The organism is Pseudomonas sp. FW305-3-2-15-C-LB1, from assembly GCF_058787615.1.
Map to the genome: position 1 here is coordinate 154202 of NZ_JBYSZX010000012.1, position 16814 is coordinate 171015.

Below are 16814 nucleotides of genomic sequence, written 5' to 3' on the forward strand. Positions count from 1 at the left end.
ACGTTACTGTCGTTTTGCAGTAACACGCGTGATGCATGATTGCGGCCTGGCCTAGTCCAGGCCGTTTTTATTTGTGTCTCAACTGCTTAGCGAAATAGCGGGCAGACTAAGATCAGAAGTTAAAAGTTGTAAGCCCAAGGTAAATAGCCGGTAAAGGCGCTTTTCTAAATGCGCCCCAGTGCTTATCTTTCAGCCTCCCAAAGAAGAAGCTCTCGCGCCCAATGGTTGATCACTCCATGCAATCCTCCCCCCGTAAGTCCCGCCGCTGGCTGTTCGGCCTGCTTGTGCTGCTGGTTATCGCCGGCCTGTGCTGGAAGTTCTGGCCCGGCAGCCATAAGGATGGCGCCGAAAAGCCCGCGGGCCATGCCGGCAAGACGGGGATGATGCGCCCGGGGTTCGGCGGCTCCGTCGGCCCGGTACCGGTGCGCGTGGCGCCCGCCGTGCTGGGGGAGTTCCCGGTGTACTACAAGGCGCTGGGCACGGTGACCGCGCTCAACACCATCAATGTGCGCAGCCGGGTAGGCGGCGAGCTGGTGAAGATTGCCTTTGAGGAAGGCCAGATGGTCAAGGCCGGCGACCTGCTCGCCGAGATCGACCCGCGCAGCTACCAGAACGCCTTGCTCCAGGCCCAGGGCACGCTGATGCAGAACCAGGCTCAGTTGAAGAACGCCCAGGTTGATGTGCAGCGTTACCGCGACCTGTACGCCCAGGACAGCATCGCCAAGCAGACCCTGGACACCGCCGAAGCGCTGGTCCTGCAATACCAGGGCACGGTCAAGACCAACCAGGGCGCGGTGGATGACGCCAAGCTCAACCTCGAATTCACCAAGATCCGCGCACCGATCAGCGGCCGCGTGGGCCTGCGCCAGGTCGACGTAGGCAACCTGGTGGCGGCCAACGACACCACCTCACTCGCGGTGATCACCCAGACACAACCGATCAGCGTGGCCTTCACTCTGCCGGAAAACACCCTGGAAACCGTGCTCACCCGCTACCACGCCGGCAACAAGCTGCCTGTAGAGGCCTGGGACCGTGGCGACGTGAAGAAGCAGGCCACCGGCGTGCTGCAAAGCCTGGACAACCAGATAGACGTCACCACCGGCACCCTGAAGTTCAAGGCGCGTTTCGATAACAAGGACCAGGCGCTGTTCCCCAACCAGTTCGTCAATGTGCACTTGCTGGCCGATACCCTGCATAACGTGGTGCTGGCGCCGTCGGCGGCGATCCAGTTTGGTAACACCGGAACCTTCGTCTACGTGCTGGACGGTGACAAGAAGGTCAAGATGCAGCCCCTGGTGGTCGGTGATTCCGATGGCGACAACACGGTGATCAAAGAGGGCCTCAAGGCTGGCGACCGCGTGGTTTTGGAAGGCACCGACCGCTTGAAGGACGGCAGCGAGATCGAAGTGGTCAACGACAGCAGCGAAGTGCCGACCACCCCGACCGAACACCTGCAAGGCAAGCCTGCGGCTAAAGGGGAGACCGGTTCCTCCGCCGGCAAGGCGCAAAAGGTCGGTTCATGAACCTGTCGCGGCTGTTTATCCTTCGCCCGGTCGCCACTACGCTGAGCATGCTGGCCATTGTCCTGGCCGGCATCATCGCGTACCGCTTGTTGCCGGTGTCGGCCTTGCCCCAGGTGGATTACCCGACGATCCGGGTGATGACCCTGTACCCAGGGGCCAGCCCGGACGTGATGACCAGTGCGGTCACCGCACCGCTGGAGCGCCAGTTCGGGCAAATGCCCGGCCTCACACAGATGGCCTCCACCAGTTCCGGCGGAGCGTCGGTGCTGACCCTGCGTTTCAACCTCGACATCAATATGGATGTCGCCGAGCAGCAGGTGCAGGCCGCGATCAACGCGGCCACCAACCTGCTGCCCAAGGATCTGCCGGCGCCGCCGGTGTACAACAAGGTCAACCCGGCGGACACTCCGGTGCTGACCCTGGCGATCACCTCCAAGACCATGCTGCTGCCCAAGCTCAATGATCTGGTGGATACGCGGATGGCGCAGAAAATCGCGCAGATCAGCGGCGTCGGCATGGTCAGCATCGCCGGCGGCCAGCGCCAGGCGGTGCGCATCAAGGTCAACCCCGAGGCCCTGGCGGCCAACGGCTTGAACCTGTCCGATGTGCGCACGCTGATCGCCGCGTCCAACGTCAACCAGCCCAAGGGCAACTTCGACGGGCCGACCCGTGTGTCGATGCTCGATGCCAACGACCAGTTGGTCTCGCCCGCGCAATATGCCGAACTGATCCTGGCCTACAACAACGGCGCGCCATTGCGCCTCAAGGACGTGGCGCAGATCGTCGACGGCGCTGAAAACGAACGCCTTGCCGCCTGGGCCAATGAAAACCAGGCGGTGCTGCTGAACATCCAGCGCCAGCCGGGTGCCAACGTGATCGAGGTGGTGGACCGCATCAAGGCATTGCTGCCCAGCATCACCGACAACCTGCCGGCCGGCCTCGATGTGACGGTGCTCACCGACCGTACCCAGACCATCCGCGCCTCGGTCAAGGATGTGCAACACGAATTGCTTATCGCCATCGCCCTGGTGGTCATGGTGACGTTCCTGTTCCTGCGCCGGGTCAGTGCCACGATCATCCCGTCCATCGCCGTGCCGCTGTCGCTGGTGGGCACCTTTGGCGTGATGTACCTGGCCGGATTCTCCATCAACAACCTGACGCTGATGGCGCTGACCATCGCCACCGGGTTCGTGGTGGATGACGCGATCGTGATGCTGGAGAACATTTCCCGCTATATCGAGGAAGGCGAAACACCATTGGCCGCCGCCCTCAAGGGCGCCAAGCAGATCGGTTTCACCCTGATTTCCCTGACGCTGTCGCTGATTGCAGTGTTGATCCCGCTGCTGTTCATGGCCGACGTGGTCGGGCGCCTGTTCCGTGAGTTCGCCATTACCCTGGCGGTGGCGATCCTGATTTCCCTGGTGGTGTCCCTGACCCTCACGCCGATGATGTGCGCACGCTTGCTCAAGCGTGAGCCAAAAGAGGAAGAGCAGGGGCGTTTCTACAAGGCCAGCGGTGCCTGGATCGATTGGTTGATTGCGCGTTACGGGAGCATGTTGCAGTGGGTGCTCAAGCACCAGCCACTGACCCTGCTGGTGGCCATCGCCACCCTGGGACTCACTGTATTCCTGTATCTGGTGGTGCCCAAGGGGTTCTTCCCGGTGCAGGATACCGGCGTGATCCAGGGCATTTCCGAAGCGCCGCAGTCGATTTCCTTCGCCGCCATGAGCCAGCGCCAGCAGGAGCTGGCCAAGATCATCCTGGCCGATCCAGCGGTGGAAAGCCTGTCGTCGTATATTGGTGTGGACGGCGATAACGCTACCCTCAACAGCGGGCGCCTGTTGATCAACCTCAAGGCCCACGGCCAGCGTGACTTGAGCGCAGCCCAGGTGATCACCCGTTTGCAGCCGGAGATCGACAAGCTGGTGGGCATCCGCCTGTTCATGCAGCCGGTGCAGGACCTGACCATAGAAGACCGTGTGAGCCGTACCCAGTACCAGTTCAGCATGTCCTCGCCGGACGCCGAGCTGCTGGCGCTGTGGAGCGACAAGCTGGTGCATGCGCTCAGCCAGTTGCCGGAACTCACTGATGTGGCCAGCGACCTGCAGGACAAAGGCCTGCAGGTGTACCTGGTGATCGACCGCGATGCGGCCTCGCGCCTGGGCGTGAGCGTATCGACCATCACCGACGCCCTGTACGACGCCTTCGGCCAGCGGCAGATTTCCACCATCTACACCCAGGCCAGCCAGTACCGCGTGGTGTTGCAGGCCCAGTCCGGCGAGACACTCGGGCCGGACGCGCTGAACCAGATCCACGTGAAAACCACCGATGGCGGCCAGGTGCGCTTGTCCAGTCTGGCCCATGTGGAACAGCGTCAGGCGCAGTTGGCGATTGCCCATATCGGCCAGTTCCCGGCGGTGATGATGTCGTTCAACCTGGCCCCCGGCGTCGCGCTGGGCAAAGGCGTGGAGCTGATCAACCAGACCCGGAAAGACATCGGTATGCCGGTGGGCGTGCAGACTCAGTTCCAGGGCGCAGCCCAGGCGTTCGAAGCGTCGCTGTCGAGCACCTTGCTGCTGATCCTGGCGGCGGTGGTCACCATGTACATCGTGCTCGGTGTGCTCTACGAGAGCTATATCCACCCGATCACCATTCTCTCGACCTTGCCATCGGCGGCGGTGGGAGCCTTGCTGGCCTTGCTGCTCAGCGGCAATGACCTGGGCATGATCGCGATCATCGGCATCATTCTGTTGATCGGTATCGTCAAGAAGAACGCGATCATGATGATCGACTTCGCCCTCGACGCTGAACGCAACCAGGGCCTCGACCCGCAGACCGCCATTTACCAGGCGGCGCTGCTGCGCTTCCGGCCGATCCTGATGACCACCCTGGCGGCGTTGTTCGGCGCGGTGCCGTTGATGCTGGCCACCGGTTCCGGCGCGGAATTGCGCCAACCGCTGGGCCTGGTGATGGTCGGCGGTCTGCTGGTGAGCCAGGTGTTGACGCTGTTCACCACCCCGGTGATCTACCTGTACTTCGATCGCCTTGGCCGCCGCTGGCGCAAAGAGCCGCAAAGCCTGGAGCCGGTTGAGTCATGAACCTGTCCGGACCTTTCATCCGCCGGCCGGTCGCGACCATGCTGCTGAGCCTGGCGATCCTGTTGCTCGGCGGTGTCAGCTTCAACCTGCTGCCGGTATCGCCACTGCCGCAGATCGATTTTCCGGTGATCGTGGTATCGGCCAGCTTGCCAGGCGCCAGCCCCGAAGTGATGGCGTCTACCGTGGCCACGCCGCTGGAGCGTTCGTTCGGCGCGATTGCCGGCATCACCACCATGAGCAGTTCGTCGAGCCAGGGCTCTACCCGGGTGATCCTCGCGTTCGATTCCGACCGCGACATCAACGGCGCGGCGCGGGAAGTGCAGGCGGCGATCAACGCCTCGCGCAACCTGCTGCCCAGCGGTATGCGCAGCATGCCCACCTACAAGAAGATCAACCCGTCCCAGGCGCCGATCATGGTGCTGTCGCTGACCTCGGACGTGTTGCAGAAGGGCCAGTTGTACGACCTGGCCTCGACCATTCTTTCCCAGAGCCTCTCGCAGGTTCCGGGTGTGGGCGAAGTGCAGATCGGCGGCAGCTCCCTGCCGGCCGTGCGCATCGAGCTGGAGCCCAAGGCTCTCGACCAGTACGGCGTGGCCCTCGATGATGTGCGCAACACCATCGCCAACGCCAACCAGCGCCGGCCCAAGGGCTCGCTGGAAGACAATGAGCGTAACTGGCAGATCCAGGCCAACGACCAGTTGGAAAAGGCCAAGGACTACGAGCCGCTGCTGATTCGCTACCAGAACGGCGCTGCCCTGCGCCTTGGGGATGTGGCCAAGATCAGCGACGGTGTGGAAGACCGCTATAACAGCGGCTTCTTCAATAACGACTCGGCGGTACTGCTGGTGATCAACCGCCAGTCCGGTGCCAACATCATCGAGACGGTGCGGCAGATCAAGGCGCAGTTGCCGGCGTTGCAGGCGGTGCTACCGTCCAGCGTCAAGCTGAGCCTGGCCATGGACCGCTCGCCGGTGATCACCGCCACCTTGCATGAAGCCGAGATGACCTTGCTGATTGCCGTGGGGCTGGTGATCCTGGTGGTGTACCTGTTCCTGGGGAATTTCCGCGCCTCGCTGATCCCGACCCTGGCGGTGCCGGTGTCGCTGGTGGGCACCTTTGCGGTGATGTACCTGTACGGGTTCTCGTTGAACAACTTCTCGCTGATGGCGTTGATCCTGGCCACCGGCCTGGTGGTGGACGATGCCATCGTGGTGCTGGAGAACATCTCCCGGCACATCGACGAAGGCGTGCCGCCGATGAAGGCGGCGTACCTGGGCGCACAGGAAGTCGGCTTTACCTTGCTGTCGATGAACGTGTCGCTGGTGGCGGTGTTCCTGTCCATCCTGTTCATGGGCGGGATTGTCACCAACCTGTTCCGCGAGTTTTCCATCACCCTGTCGGCGGCGATCATTGTGTCGTTGATTGTCTCGTTGACCCTGACCCCGATGCTCTGCGCGCGCTGGCTGAAACCCCACGTCAAAACGCAGATGACCGGTTTGCAACGCTGGAGCCAGAAGATCAACGACCGCATGGTCGCCGGCTACGCCACCAGCCTGGACTGGGTGCTGCGCCATCGGCGCCTGACCCTGCTCAGCCTGTTGCTGACCATCGGCATGAACGTGGCGCTGTACGTGGTGGTGCCGAAAACCTTCATGCCCCAGCAGGACACCGGCCAATTGATCGGTTTTGTGCGCGGTGACGACGGCCTGTCCTTCAGCGTGATGCAGCCGAAAATGGAGACCTTCCGCAAGGCGGTGCTCAAGGACCCGGCGGTGCTCAGCGTGGCCGGCTTCATCGGCGGCAACAACGGCACCAACAACGCGGTGATGCTGGTCCGCCTCAAGCCCATCAGCGAGCGCAAGGTCTCCGCCCAGGCGGTGATCGAGCGTCTGCGCAAGGATGTGCCGCTGGTGCCGGGCGGGCGCCTGTTCCTGATGGCCGACCAGGACCTGCAATTCGGCGGTAGCCGCGACCAGACCAGTGCGCAGTATTCCTACATCCTGCAAAGCGGCGACCTGGCGGCATTGCGCCTGTGGTACCCGAAAGTGGTCGCGGCGCTGCGCGAGTTGCCGGAACTCACCGCCATCGACGCCCGTGAAGGTCGCGGTGCGGCGCAGGTCACGTTGATTGTCGACCGCGACCAGGCCAAGCGCCTGGGGATCGACATGAACATGGTCACGGCCGTACTGAACAACGCGTACAGCCAGCGGCAGATTTCGACCATCTACGACAGCCTCAACCAGTATCAGGTGGTGATGGAGGTCAACCCGAAATATGCCCAGGACCCGATCACCCTCAACCAGATGCAGGTGATCACGTCCACGGGCGCACGGGTGCCGTTGTCGACCATCGCCCATTATGAGAACAGCCTGGCCGACGACCGCGTCAGCCACGAAGGCCAGTTCGCCTCGGAAGACATCGCCTTCGACATGGCGCCCGGCGTGACGGTGGAGCAGGGTACGGCCGCCATCGAACGGGCGATTGCCAAGGTCGGCTTGCCGGAAGACGTGATTGCCAAGATGGCCGGTACCGCCGATGCCTTCGCGGCCACGCAGAAGGGCCAGCCGTTCATGATCCTCGGCGCGCTGGTGGCGGTGTACCTGGTGTTGGGCATTCTGTACGAAAGCTACATTCACCCGCTGACCATTCTCTCGACCTTGCCCTCGGCGGGTGTCGGCGCCATGCTCGCCATTTACCTGACGGGAGGCGAGTTCAGCCTGATCTCCCTGCTGGGCCTGTTCCTGTTGATTGGGGTGGTGAAGAAAAACGCGATCCTGATGATCGACCTGGCGCTGCAGCTGGAACGCAATGACCGCATGGGGCCGCTCGAATCGATTCGCAGTGCCTGCCTGCTGCGCTTGCGCCCGATCCTGATGACCACCCTGGCGGCCATCCTCGGCGCCTTGCCGTTGCTGCTGGGTGCGGGCGATGGCGCGGAAATGCGCCGTCCCCTGGGCCTGACCATTATCGGTGGCCTGGTGTTCAGCCAGGTCCTGACCCTTTACACCACCCCGGTGGTTTACCTTTATCTCGACCGCGCGCGCCACCGCTTCAACGCCTGGCGCGGCGTGCGGACCGATGCTGCCCTGGACACTGCGCTATGACCGATTCAACCTTTGCCCGATTGGCCCTGTTCCGGGGTTCCCGCGTGGCGAGCCTGGTGCTCTGCGGCGTGTTGCTCAGCGCCTGCGCCGTCGGCCCCGACTACAAACGTCCGGAAGTGGTCGAACCGGCGCAATTCAAGGAAGCCAAGGGGTGGCGCCAGGCCACCCCCAGTGATTCCCTGGCCCGTGGCGCCTGGTGGGAGTTGTACGGCGACCGCCAGCTCAATGAGCTGGTGCTGCGCCTGAACAGTTCCAACCAGACCGTGGCCCAGGCCGAAGCGCGCTTTCGCCAGGCCCAGGCACTGGTGCGCAGTTCCCGTGGGGCGTTTTACCCCACCGTCGACCTGAGCGCCGGGAAAACTCGGGCCAGCCAGGGCACCGGCAGCAGCAGCGCCAGCCTGAGCAGTTCCAGCAGCGGTATCCGCGACACCCTCAATGCGCAGTTAGGCGTGAGCTGGGAAGCGGACATCTGGGGCAAGCTGCGCCGGGGCCTGGAAGCCAATGAGGCCAGTGCCGAAGCCAGCTCGGCGGACCTGGCGGCGATGCGCCTGAGCCAGCAGTCGGAACTGGTGCAAAGCTACCTGCAACTGCGCGTCATGGATGAACAGACACGCCTGCTGCAAGCGACCCTGGAGACTTATCAGCGCTCCCTGCAAATGACCGAAAACCAGTACCGCGCCGGTGTTTCCGGCAAGGACGCGGTGGCCCAGGCGCAGACCCAGCTCAAGACCACCCAGGCCAGCCTGATCGACCTGATCTGGCAGCGCGCCCAGCTGGAAAACGCGATTGCGGTACTGATTGGCGAGGCGCCGGCCAACTTCAACCTGGCGGTGAGCAAGGACATCCCGGCGCTGCCGCAGATCCCGGTGAGCCTGCCCTCGCAGTTGCTTGAGCGTCGCCCGGACATCGCCTCGGCCGAACGCTCGGTGATCGCCGCCAACGCCAATATCGGCGTGGCCAAGGCCGCCTACTACCCGGACCTGACCCTGAGCCTGGCCGGTGGTTACTCCAGCAGCACCTACGCCGACTGGATCAGCCTGCCGAACCGCTTCTGGTCGGTGGGGCCCAAGCTGGCCATGACCCTGTTCGATGGCGGCCAACGTTCGGCTGAAGTCGACCGCACCGTGGCCTCCTATGACGAAACCGTCGCCAAGTACCGCCAGACGGTGCTGGATGGTTTCCGCGAAGTGGAAAACTACATGGTGCAGCTCAAGGTGCTGGAGGACGAGGCGGTGGTCAGCAACGAAGCGCTGGCGGCAGCGCGTGAGTCGCTGCGCCTGACCCAGAACCAGTACAAGGCCGGGCTGATTGCCTACCTGGATGTGGTCACTGTGCAGGCCACGGCCCTGAGCAACGAGCGCACGGTGCTGACCTTGCTGCAGACGCGCCTGGTGGCCAGTGTGCAATTGATCGCCGCGTTGGGCGGTGGCTGGGATGGACAGACACCGATCGCCGACAAAAACTGAAGATCAACTCGATCCAATGGATGGGCTTGCTGTGATGAACAGGCGTGTTGAGGTTGGCGTGCCCGCTCACCACAATAAGCCCGCTCACCAAGTCCCACCGCCATATTTGGCCTCAACAAACCCTCGTTTTGAGTCATCCGATTGGCGTCAAAATGCCACTAATGGCGCTCTGATAATTAATCAAGTACTCAAGAATTATTCTCGCTACAATCGCCCGCTTTGCCATTTCGCACGAGCCTTTCGGGCTCGCTGTGCACGAGAAGTCCCATGCTCATCGGTAGTTACTCGCCCTCGCTGGTCGTGATCTCACTGTTCGTTGCGATCCTCGCTTCTTACACCGCGCTGGACCTTTCTGGCCGCATCGCCACCGCCAAGGGGCGCGCCGTTTACTTATGGATCACTGGCGGATCCATGGCGATGGGGGTGGGGGTGTGGTCCATGCACTTCATCGGCATGCTGGCTTTGCGCTTGCCGTTTGCCCTGGGCTTCGACCTGGGGATTACCGCGCTGTCGTTGCTGATTGCGGTGCTGTCCAGCGGCTTTGCCTTGTGGCTGGTCAGCCAACCGCGCCTGCCGGCCTGGCAGCTGGGGTTGGGGGCGCTGATCATGGGCACCGGCATTGCCAGCATGCACTACACCGGCATGGCGGCGATGCGCATGACGCCGGGCATCGATTACGACCCGACGCTGTTTGGCGCTTCGTTATTGATCGCGGTGGTGGCCTCCGGTGCAGCGTTGTGGATCGCCCATAATCTGCGCCGCAATACGCCGTATGTGCGCCTGGCCCGGGGTGGGGCGGCGGTGGTGATGGGTTTTGCCATCGTCGGTATGCATTACACCGGCATGGCAGCCGCACGCTTTGCCGATGAGAGCTTCTGCGGCGCGGCACTGAACGGTTTGAGCGGCAAGGGCCTGGATAACCTGGTGCTGGTTACCACCCTGGCGGTGCTGGCCATCGCTTTGCTGACGTCGTTGCTCGACGCACGCCTGGAAGCGCGCACAGCGGTTCTCGCCGACTCCCTGAGCCAGGCCAACCAGGAACTGACCCACCTGGCCCTGCACGACATGCTCACCGGCCTGCCCAACCGCACCTTGCTCGCCGACCGCATCCAGCAAGCCATGCAGGCGGTAAAAGAGCAGGGCGGCTGTTTTGCGCTGATGTTTATCGACCTGGACGGCTTCAAGCCGGTCAACGATGCTTTTGGCCACCATATGGGCGACCAGTTGCTGCGCGAAGTCGGCCAGCGCCTGCGCGAAGACTTGCGCAGTCACGACACCCTGGCGCGCATCGGCGGCGATGAGTTCGTATTGCTGGTGCAACTGACCCAGCCGGACGATGCCCTCGGCCTGGCCGAGCGCCAGGTGGTGCTGATCAACCGCGCCTTCCAGGTGGCCGAACATGAGTTGAAGATCTCCGCCAGCGTGGGCATCGCCGTGTTCCCGGGCAACGGCAATAACCCCCAGGAATTGCTGATGAACGCCGACGCCGCGATGTACCACGCCAAGGGCATGGGCAAGAACGGCTACAGCTTCTTTGATGCGTCGATGAACACCAACGCGCGCAAGCAATTGCAGTTGTTGCAGGACCTGCGCAATGCGGTGGAACAGCAACAATTTCGCTTGTACTACCAGCCCAAGTACGATGCGGCCAGTGGCATTGCGGTGGGGGCCGAAGCGCTGTTGCGCTGGGAGCATCCACAACAGGGCCTGTTGTTGCCGGCGACGTTTATCGAATTGGCGGAAAAGACCGGGTTGATCATCCCCATCGGCGAATGGGTACTCGATGAAGCCTGTCGCCAAATGAGCCTGTGGTACGCCCAGGGCTACGAAGATTGGCGTATCGCCGTGAACCTGTCGGCGCTGCAGTTCTGCCACGCCGGGCTGGTCAAGAGCGTGGCTCAAGCCCTTGAGCGTCATCGCTTGCCAGCCAACAGCCTGACCCTGGAAATCACCGAGACCACCGCCATGAGCGACGCCGATGCGAGCATGACGGTGTTGCAGCAGTTGTCGGACATGGGCGTCGATCTTTCCATCGATGACTTCGGCACGGGTTATTCCAGCCTGATGTACCTCAAGCGCCTGCCGGCCAACGAGTTGAAGATCGACCGTGGGTTTGTACGCGACCTGGAGCACGACAGCGATGATGCCGCCATCGTCTCGGCCATTGTCGCCCTCGGCCAGGCCCTGGGCCTGCGTATTGTTGCCGAAGGGGTGGAAACCGATGTGCAACAGACCTTTCTCACGCGCCTGGGGTGTAACTCCCTGCAAGGTTATCTGCTGGGCCATCCGTTGCCGGCGGAAGGGTTCATGGTCGACATCCAGCGTGCCGAAGACACCTTGGCGCCTGACAAAAGCCGTGCATGACGGGTATTCTTGGATCCAGCCCTAAACATCAGGTTGAATCAGGAGACCGCACGCATGGACAAAGTCGTCATCATCACCGGGGGCAGCCGTGGGATCGGCGCCGAGACGGCGTTGCTGGCCGCTCGCCAGGGTTATCGCATCTGCATCAACTATCAGTCTGACGAAGAGGCTGCCCACCGTGTGCTCGAACAAGTCCGCGCCCTGGGCGCCCAGGCGATTACCGTGCGCGCCGACGTGAGCATTGAAGATGAAGTGATTGCACTGTTTCATCGCGTCGACACCGAACTGGGCCGCGTCACCGCACTGGTCAACAACGCCGGTACCGTGGGGCACAAATCCCGTGTGGATGAGATGTCCGAGTTCCGTATCCTGAAAATCATGAAGACCAATGTGCTGGGGCCGATCCTGTGTGCCAAGCACGCGGTGCTGCGCATGTCGCCCAAGCATGGCGGGCAGGGCGGCAGCATTGTCAACGTGTCGTCGGTGGCGGCGCGCCTGGGGTCGCCCGGCGAGTATGTCGATTACGCTGCGTCAAAGGGCGCGCTCGACTCCTTCACCATTGGTCTGTCAAAGGAAGTGGCGGGTGAGGGCATTCGCGTCAACGCGGTGCGTCCTGGCTATATCTACACCGACTTCCATGCCCTGAGCGGCGACCCGGACCGGGTCAGCAAACTCGAATCCGGTATCCCCATGGCCCGTGGCGGGCGCCCGGATGAGGTGGCGGAAGCGATTATCTGGCTGCTGTCGGATAAGGCTTCGTATGCCACCGGGACGTTCCTTGATTTGGGCGGTGGCCGTTAGACGGCGGTGCTATCGGGTCCGCAAATGGCGCAGTGCGTCATAGCCCTTTAATGAAAACGCCTGGAGCAGGCTGGCTTCCGAATTGTAAACGGTGCTGTAGCCATCGCTGTTGAAACCATCGATCTGTCCATTGCGGCTATGGCTACCGTTTAGATAGCGATCGTCCAGGTTATCGAGAAACCGCAACACTTGGTCCAGATAGTAGAGCGCATTGGCCCTGGCTTCCGGGTGCGGGTTGGCTTCGGTGAAGTCACCCACCTGGCGTTTCAGGTCATCAATCAAGTGGTAATTGTCGCGATTGTCCAAAAAATTCTTAAGTACAGGGCTCTGTTCGATAATCCTGTCTGCAGAACGGTGATCGCCGGCAGGACGCCCCGTCGGGCCTGTCATCTCGCGTATTTGTTGCTGTTCTACTGCACGCATGTAATGGGGGGGGATCGGCAGTGGCTTGTCGGACATGCTCATGGGAAAGTTCCGGGTCAAAATGGGGTAAACGCATTCTCCCTTGTGAGAAACTTGCGCTTCTTTATGTGGTTCCTTGTTTTATCGGGTTCCCGTTCAAAACGACCGCACAATCCGCCCCAACGTCTCCATCGCCTTTTCCGACGCCTCGGTCCACGGGCTGCCATAGTTCAGGCGAATGCAGTTGCGAAAGCGCTGGGTCGCCGAGAAGATCGGCCCCGGCGCAATGCTGATGCCCTGCGCCAGGGCCATCTGGAACAGCTTCAGCGAGTCCGTCTGCTCCGGCAGTTCCAACCACAGGAAGTACCCGCCGGCCGGTTGGCTGACCCGCGTCTGTGCCGGAAAGTAGCGCGCGATGGCGGCCAGCATGGCGCTTTGCTGTTCTTCCAGGGCATAGCGCAATTTGCGCAGGTGCCGGTCGTAGCCGCCATGTTGCAGGTAATCGGCAATTGCGGCCTGGGCCGGCATTGAGGGGCATAGCGACGTCATCAGTTTCAAACGTTCGACCTTCTGCGCAAAACGCCCGGCCGCGACCCAGCCCACGCGATAGCCGGGGGCCAGGCTTTTGGCGAAGGAGCCGCAATGCATCACCAAACCTTCGGTGTCGAAGGCCTTGGCCGGCTTGGGTGCCTGCTGGCCATAATACAATTCGGCATACACATCGTCTTCGATCAGCGGCACCTGATGCTCGCGCAGCAGTTCCACCAGGGCCTGCTTCTTGGCTTCCGGCAGCGTCGCGCCCATGGGGTTCTGGAAGCTGGTCATGGTCCAGCAAGCCTTGATCGGGTAGCGCTGCAGGGATTGCGCCAGGGCGTTGAGGTCGATGCCGTCGCGCGGGTGCACGGGGATTTCCACCGCCTTGAGTTTCAAACGCTCCAACACTTGCAGGCACGCATAGAACGCCGGCGCTTCGATGGCCACCAGGTCACCCGGTTCGGTGACGGCTTGCAGGCACAGGTTGAGGGCTTCCAAGGCGCCATTGGTGATCAGCAGTTCCTCCATGGGCAGCATCAGGCCACCGACCATGTAGCGCAGGGCGATTTGCCGACGCAGTTGCGGGTTGCCCGGCGACATGTCGGTGACCACCAGGCGCGGGTCCATTTCGCGGCTGGCGCTGGCCAGGGACCGGGCCAGGCGCGGCAACGGGAACAGCATCGGGCTGGGGAACGCCGAGCCGAAGGGCACGGTGTTGGGGTCCTTGATCGAGTCGAGCACCGAGAACACCAGTTCGCTCACATCCACTTCGGTGGACTCATGCACCTGCTCGCTCACCACCGGCTCGGAAAACGGGCTGGGTGCGTGGGTGTTGACGAAGTAGCCGGAACGCGGCCGTGCCCGGATCAGGCCACGGCGTTCCAGCAGGTAGTAGGCCTGGAACACTGTCGACGGGCTGACGCCGTACGTCTGGCTGGCGTAGCGTACCGAAGGTACCCGCTGGCCGGGGCCGAGCACGCCGGAGCGGATCAGTTCTGCGATGTCGTCGGCGAATTTTTCGTAGCGTTTCATGGGGGCTCAATTAGCTTTTTACAGGTATTTTTCAGCGGTTCAGCGGCGCCACAAAGCGGCTGTCGGCAGCGCTATGGATCCACGGCTCATCCACATCCGAGACTTTGAAGCGCAAGGTCTGCGAGCTGCTCGTCGGTTTGTCCGCCAGCAATGCCACCGACACCGGCACATCGATGATTTCCCCCGGTGCCAGGCTGATCTCGGTCTTGCCCTGCAATTGGAAGCCGTCGGCGTCCACCAATTCCAGGCGGTAATCCTGGCGCTGCTGGGTCTTGTTGATCACCTTGAGACTGTAGATGTTTTCAATCTGGCCCTGGGCGTTCTCGCGGAACATGCCACGGTCCTTGGTCACGTCCAGCGAGACCATGGGTCGTTCCACCAAGGCCACCACCAGGGCTGCGATCATCACCAGCAGCACCGCACTGTAGCCGATCAGGCGCGGGCGCAGCAGGTGGGTTTTGCCGCCTTGCAGTTGATGTTCGCTGGTATAGCTCACCAGGCCGCGCGCGTAACCCATTTTGTCCATGATCGAATCGCAGGCGTCGATGCACGCTGCACAACCGATGCACTCCATTTGCAAGCCATCGCGGATGTCGATACCGGTAGGGCAAACCTGCACGCACAGTTGGCAGTCGATGCAATCGCCCAGGCCGACGTCGGCGGGTTTCACTTCACGTTTGCGCGGGCCACGGCGTTCGCCGCGAGCCACGTCGTAGGAAATGGTCAGGGTGTCCTTGTCGAACATCACGCTCTGGAACCGCGCATACGGGCACATGTGCATGCACACTGCTTCGCGCAACCAGCCGGCGTTGATGTAGGTGGCACCGGTAAAGAACAGCACCCAGAACAGGCTGACGCCGCCCATCTGCCAGGTCAGCAGTTCGCTGGCCAGGGGGCGGATCGGCGTGAAATAGCCGACAAAGGTCAGCCCGGTCAGCACACTGATGCCCAGCCACAAGGCGTGCTTGGCCGAGCGCCGCGCCAGTTTGTCCAGGCTCCAGGGCCCGGCATGCAGCTTGATGCGCTGGTTGCGTTCACCTTCGGTGACCTTTTCACACCACATGAACAGCCAGGTGAATGAACTCTGCGGGCAGGTGTAGCCGCACCACACACGGCCAGCGAACACGGTGATCGCAAACAGGCCGAAGGCGCAGATGATCAGCAAGGCCGATAGCAGGATGAAATCCTGGGGCCAGAAGGTCGCCCCGAAGATGTGGAATTTGCTTTCAGCCAGGTCCCACAGTACGGCTTGCCGGCCACCCCAGTTCAGCCACACGGTGCCGAAAAACGCCAGGAACAGAAAGCCTGCACCGCCTACGCGCAAGGTGCGGAACAGGCCGGTGAAACTGCGGGTATGAATCAGATTGTCGCTGGATTTGGCCTTCACCTTCTTCGGGTGTATGGGCTCAAAGGTTTCCACGGTGGGGATTCTTTCGCTCATGTCGTTCGCTCATCAGCCTCCATCAGGCCAATGAACTATGCGCGGGGGGCTGTTTGCATAACAGACTCAGGTAGCGTGATAAAAAGCGGATCAGATAGGCTGCGCGAGGTGTGCTGCGACAATGCGCTGCACCCCGTATCGCCTAGGGTGCAGCGCTATGACGGGTGTATTGATACAGATCAATCAAATCAGCGAACCAGGCTCTTCGGCCTTCACATGCTGGCGTCCATCGTGGGCTCCGGCGACCGTCAGCGCGTCGGCCTCGGCTTCAGTGATATAGATCCGCTCGGCGGCCAATTCCACGTAGGACATGGATTTTTCGGTGTCGGTCAGGACAGTGACCCGCGTCGCTGGCACGCTCTGTTCCTGGCGGTTGTCGTCGAGCATGAAGTAGCACAGTTGGTTGTCGATACGAATGGGCATGCCGATCTCCTTTCTCATGGGCTATGCAAGGTTAGGGGTAGGCAATGTGCAGGGGTTCCAGGCAACTGACTGGCGGTCGCCGCTGTCCATCCTTTACCAACAACGATAAAGGACGGCATCCATGGACGCCTGGTGGCATGAAGTGTGGCAAACCCTGCAGGCTGAATTCGCTGATATCGGCGACGCCAGGCAACTCACCCAGATCACCGTGCGCCTGCTGATCGCGGCGGTCCTGGGCGGCATCCTCGGCTTTGAGCGCGAGAGCAAGGGCAAGGCCGCCGGGGTGCGCACCCACATGCTGGTGGCGCTGGGTGCCGCGTTATTTGTGATGGTGCCGCAGATGTCCGGCAACCAGGCGGATGCAATGAGCAGGGTGGTCCAGGGTGTAATTGCCGGGATCGGTTTCCTGGGCGCGGGGACCATCATCAAGGGCAAGGACGATGAAGAAGGGCATGTCAAAGGCCTGACCACCGCCGCCGGCCTGTGGATGACCGCTGCGATTGGGGTCTCGGCCGGGTTGGGCCGGGAATCGACAGCGGTACTCAGTACATTGCTGGCCTTGGCGGTGTTCAGCGTGATGCCCAGGCTTGTGCGTATGTTGGAGAAGTAGGCCTATGCTGGGCGGC

11 protein-coding genes are annotated in these 16814 nt (G+C 62.1%); 7 read left to right on the plus strand and 4 right to left on the minus strand.

Annotated features, from left to right (window positions below):
* Positions 1-221: 221 nt before the first annotated feature.
* The 6 genes from AC3WP7_RS21965 to AC3WP7_RS21990 all read left to right on the plus strand — a co-directional run bounded on the left by AC3WP7_RS21965 (position 222) and on the right by AC3WP7_RS21990 (position 12356).
* Positions 222-1523: an MdtA/MuxA family multidrug efflux RND transporter periplasmic adaptor subunit gene (locus tag AC3WP7_RS21965; RefSeq protein ID WP_102592977.1), complete on the plus strand. Its 1302-nt coding sequence runs from the start codon at positions 222-224 to the stop codon at positions 1521-1523.
* The gene (locus AC3WP7_RS21970) at positions 1520-4621 is read left to right on the plus strand and encodes an MdtB/MuxB family multidrug efflux RND transporter permease subunit (RefSeq protein ID WP_102592976.1); all 3102 of its coding nucleotides are present in this window, start codon (positions 1520-1522) and stop codon (positions 4619-4621) included. The genes AC3WP7_RS21965 and AC3WP7_RS21970 overlap by 4 nt, the downstream gene beginning before the upstream one ends.
* A complete protein-coding gene (locus tag AC3WP7_RS21975; RefSeq protein WP_071490593.1) occupies positions 4618-7725 on the plus strand; it encodes an efflux RND transporter permease subunit in 3108 nt (1035 codons plus the stop codon). Before AC3WP7_RS21970 ends, AC3WP7_RS21975 begins: the two co-directional genes overlap by 4 nt.
* Positions 7722-9191, plus strand: coding sequence for an efflux transporter outer membrane subunit (locus AC3WP7_RS21980; RefSeq protein WP_092249070.1), 1470 nt, complete (start codon positions 7722-7724; stop codon positions 9189-9191). The genes AC3WP7_RS21975 and AC3WP7_RS21980 overlap by 4 nt, the downstream gene beginning before the upstream one ends.
* A 267-nt stretch (positions 9192-9458) precedes the next feature.
* Positions 9459-11555, plus strand: coding sequence for a putative bifunctional diguanylate cyclase/phosphodiesterase (locus AC3WP7_RS21985; protein ID WP_102592975.1), 2097 nt, complete (start codon positions 9459-9461; stop codon positions 11553-11555).
* A gap of 54 nt (positions 11556-11609) precedes the next feature.
* On the plus strand, positions 11610-12356 hold the full coding sequence (locus AC3WP7_RS21990; RefSeq protein WP_092249074.1) for an SDR family oxidoreductase: 747 nt from the start codon (positions 11610-11612) through the stop codon (positions 12354-12356).
* A gap of 9 nt (positions 12357-12365) precedes the next feature.
* On the opposite strand, the gene AC3WP7_RS21995 is transcribed toward AC3WP7_RS21990, so the two are convergent.
* From AC3WP7_RS21995 to AC3WP7_RS22010, 4 genes are all read right to left on the minus strand, one after another.
* On the minus strand, positions 12366-12821 hold the full coding sequence (locus tag AC3WP7_RS21995) for a hypothetical protein (RefSeq protein WP_256573002.1): 456 nt from the start codon (positions 12819-12821) through the stop codon (positions 12366-12368).
* 93 nt (positions 12822-12914) lie between these two features.
* Entirely contained in the window at positions 12915-14324 is a 1410-nt protein-coding gene (gene mapR / locus AC3WP7_RS22000; protein WP_071492582.1) for a GntR family transcriptional regulator MpaR, read from the minus strand.
* A 31-nt stretch (positions 14325-14355) separates the two neighbouring features.
* On the minus strand, positions 14356-15765 hold the full coding sequence (ccoG, locus tag AC3WP7_RS22005; protein WP_092249080.1) for a cytochrome c oxidase accessory protein CcoG: 1410 nt from the start codon (positions 15763-15765) through the stop codon (positions 14356-14358).
* Positions 15766-15948: 183 nt separating this feature from the next.
* Positions 15949-16188, minus strand: a complete 240-nt coding sequence (locus AC3WP7_RS22010; protein WP_092249082.1) for a DUF3203 family protein — start codon at positions 16186-16188, stop codon at positions 15949-15951.
* A gap of 121 nt (positions 16189-16309) precedes the next feature.
* On the opposite strand from AC3WP7_RS22010, the gene AC3WP7_RS22015 reads away from it, so the two are divergent.
* The gene (locus tag AC3WP7_RS22015; RefSeq protein WP_093127690.1) at positions 16310-16798 is read left to right on the plus strand and encodes an MgtC/SapB family protein; all 489 of its coding nucleotides are present in this window, start codon (positions 16310-16312) and stop codon (positions 16796-16798) included.
* Positions 16799-16814: the final 16 nt, after the last annotated feature.

Excerpts from the sequence above, each read along its gene's own strand:
- AC3WP7_RS21965 (WP_102592977.1), top strand. The coding sequence starts at position 222 with ATGGTTGATCACTCCATGCAATCCTCCCCCCGTAAGTCCCGCCGCTGG.
- AC3WP7_RS21970 (WP_102592976.1), top strand. The coding sequence starts at position 1,520 with ATGAACCTGTCGCGGCTGTTTATCCTTCGCCCGGTCGCCACTACGCTG.
- AC3WP7_RS21975 (WP_071490593.1), top strand. The coding sequence starts at position 4,618 with ATGAACCTGTCCGGACCTTTCATCCGCCGGCCGGTCGCGACCATGCTG.
- AC3WP7_RS21980 (WP_092249070.1), top strand. The coding sequence starts at position 7,722 with ATGACCGATTCAACCTTTGCCCGATTGGCCCTGTTCCGGGGTTCCCGC.
- AC3WP7_RS21985 (WP_102592975.1), top strand. The coding sequence starts at position 9,459 with ATGCTCATCGGTAGTTACTCGCCCTCGCTGGTCGTGATCTCACTGTTC.
- AC3WP7_RS21990 (WP_092249074.1), top strand. The coding sequence starts at position 11,610 with ATGGACAAAGTCGTCATCATCACCGGGGGCAGCCGTGGGATCGGCGCC.
- AC3WP7_RS21995 (WP_256573002.1), bottom strand. The coding sequence starts at position 12,821 with ATGAGCATGTCCGACAAGCCACTGCCGATCCCCCCCCATTACATGCGT.
- mapR (WP_071492582.1), bottom strand. The coding sequence starts at position 14,324 with ATGAAACGCTACGAAAAATTCGCCGACGACATCGCAGAACTGATCCGC.
- ccoG (WP_092249080.1), bottom strand. The coding sequence starts at position 15,765 with ATGAGCGAAAGAATCCCCACCGTGGAAACCTTTGAGCCCATACACCCG.
- AC3WP7_RS22010 (WP_092249082.1), bottom strand. The coding sequence starts at position 16,188 with ATGCCCATTCGTATCGACAACCAACTGTGCTACTTCATGCTCGACGAC.
- AC3WP7_RS22015 (WP_093127690.1), top strand. The coding sequence starts at position 16,310 with ATGGACGCCTGGTGGCATGAAGTGTGGCAAACCCTGCAGGCTGAATTC.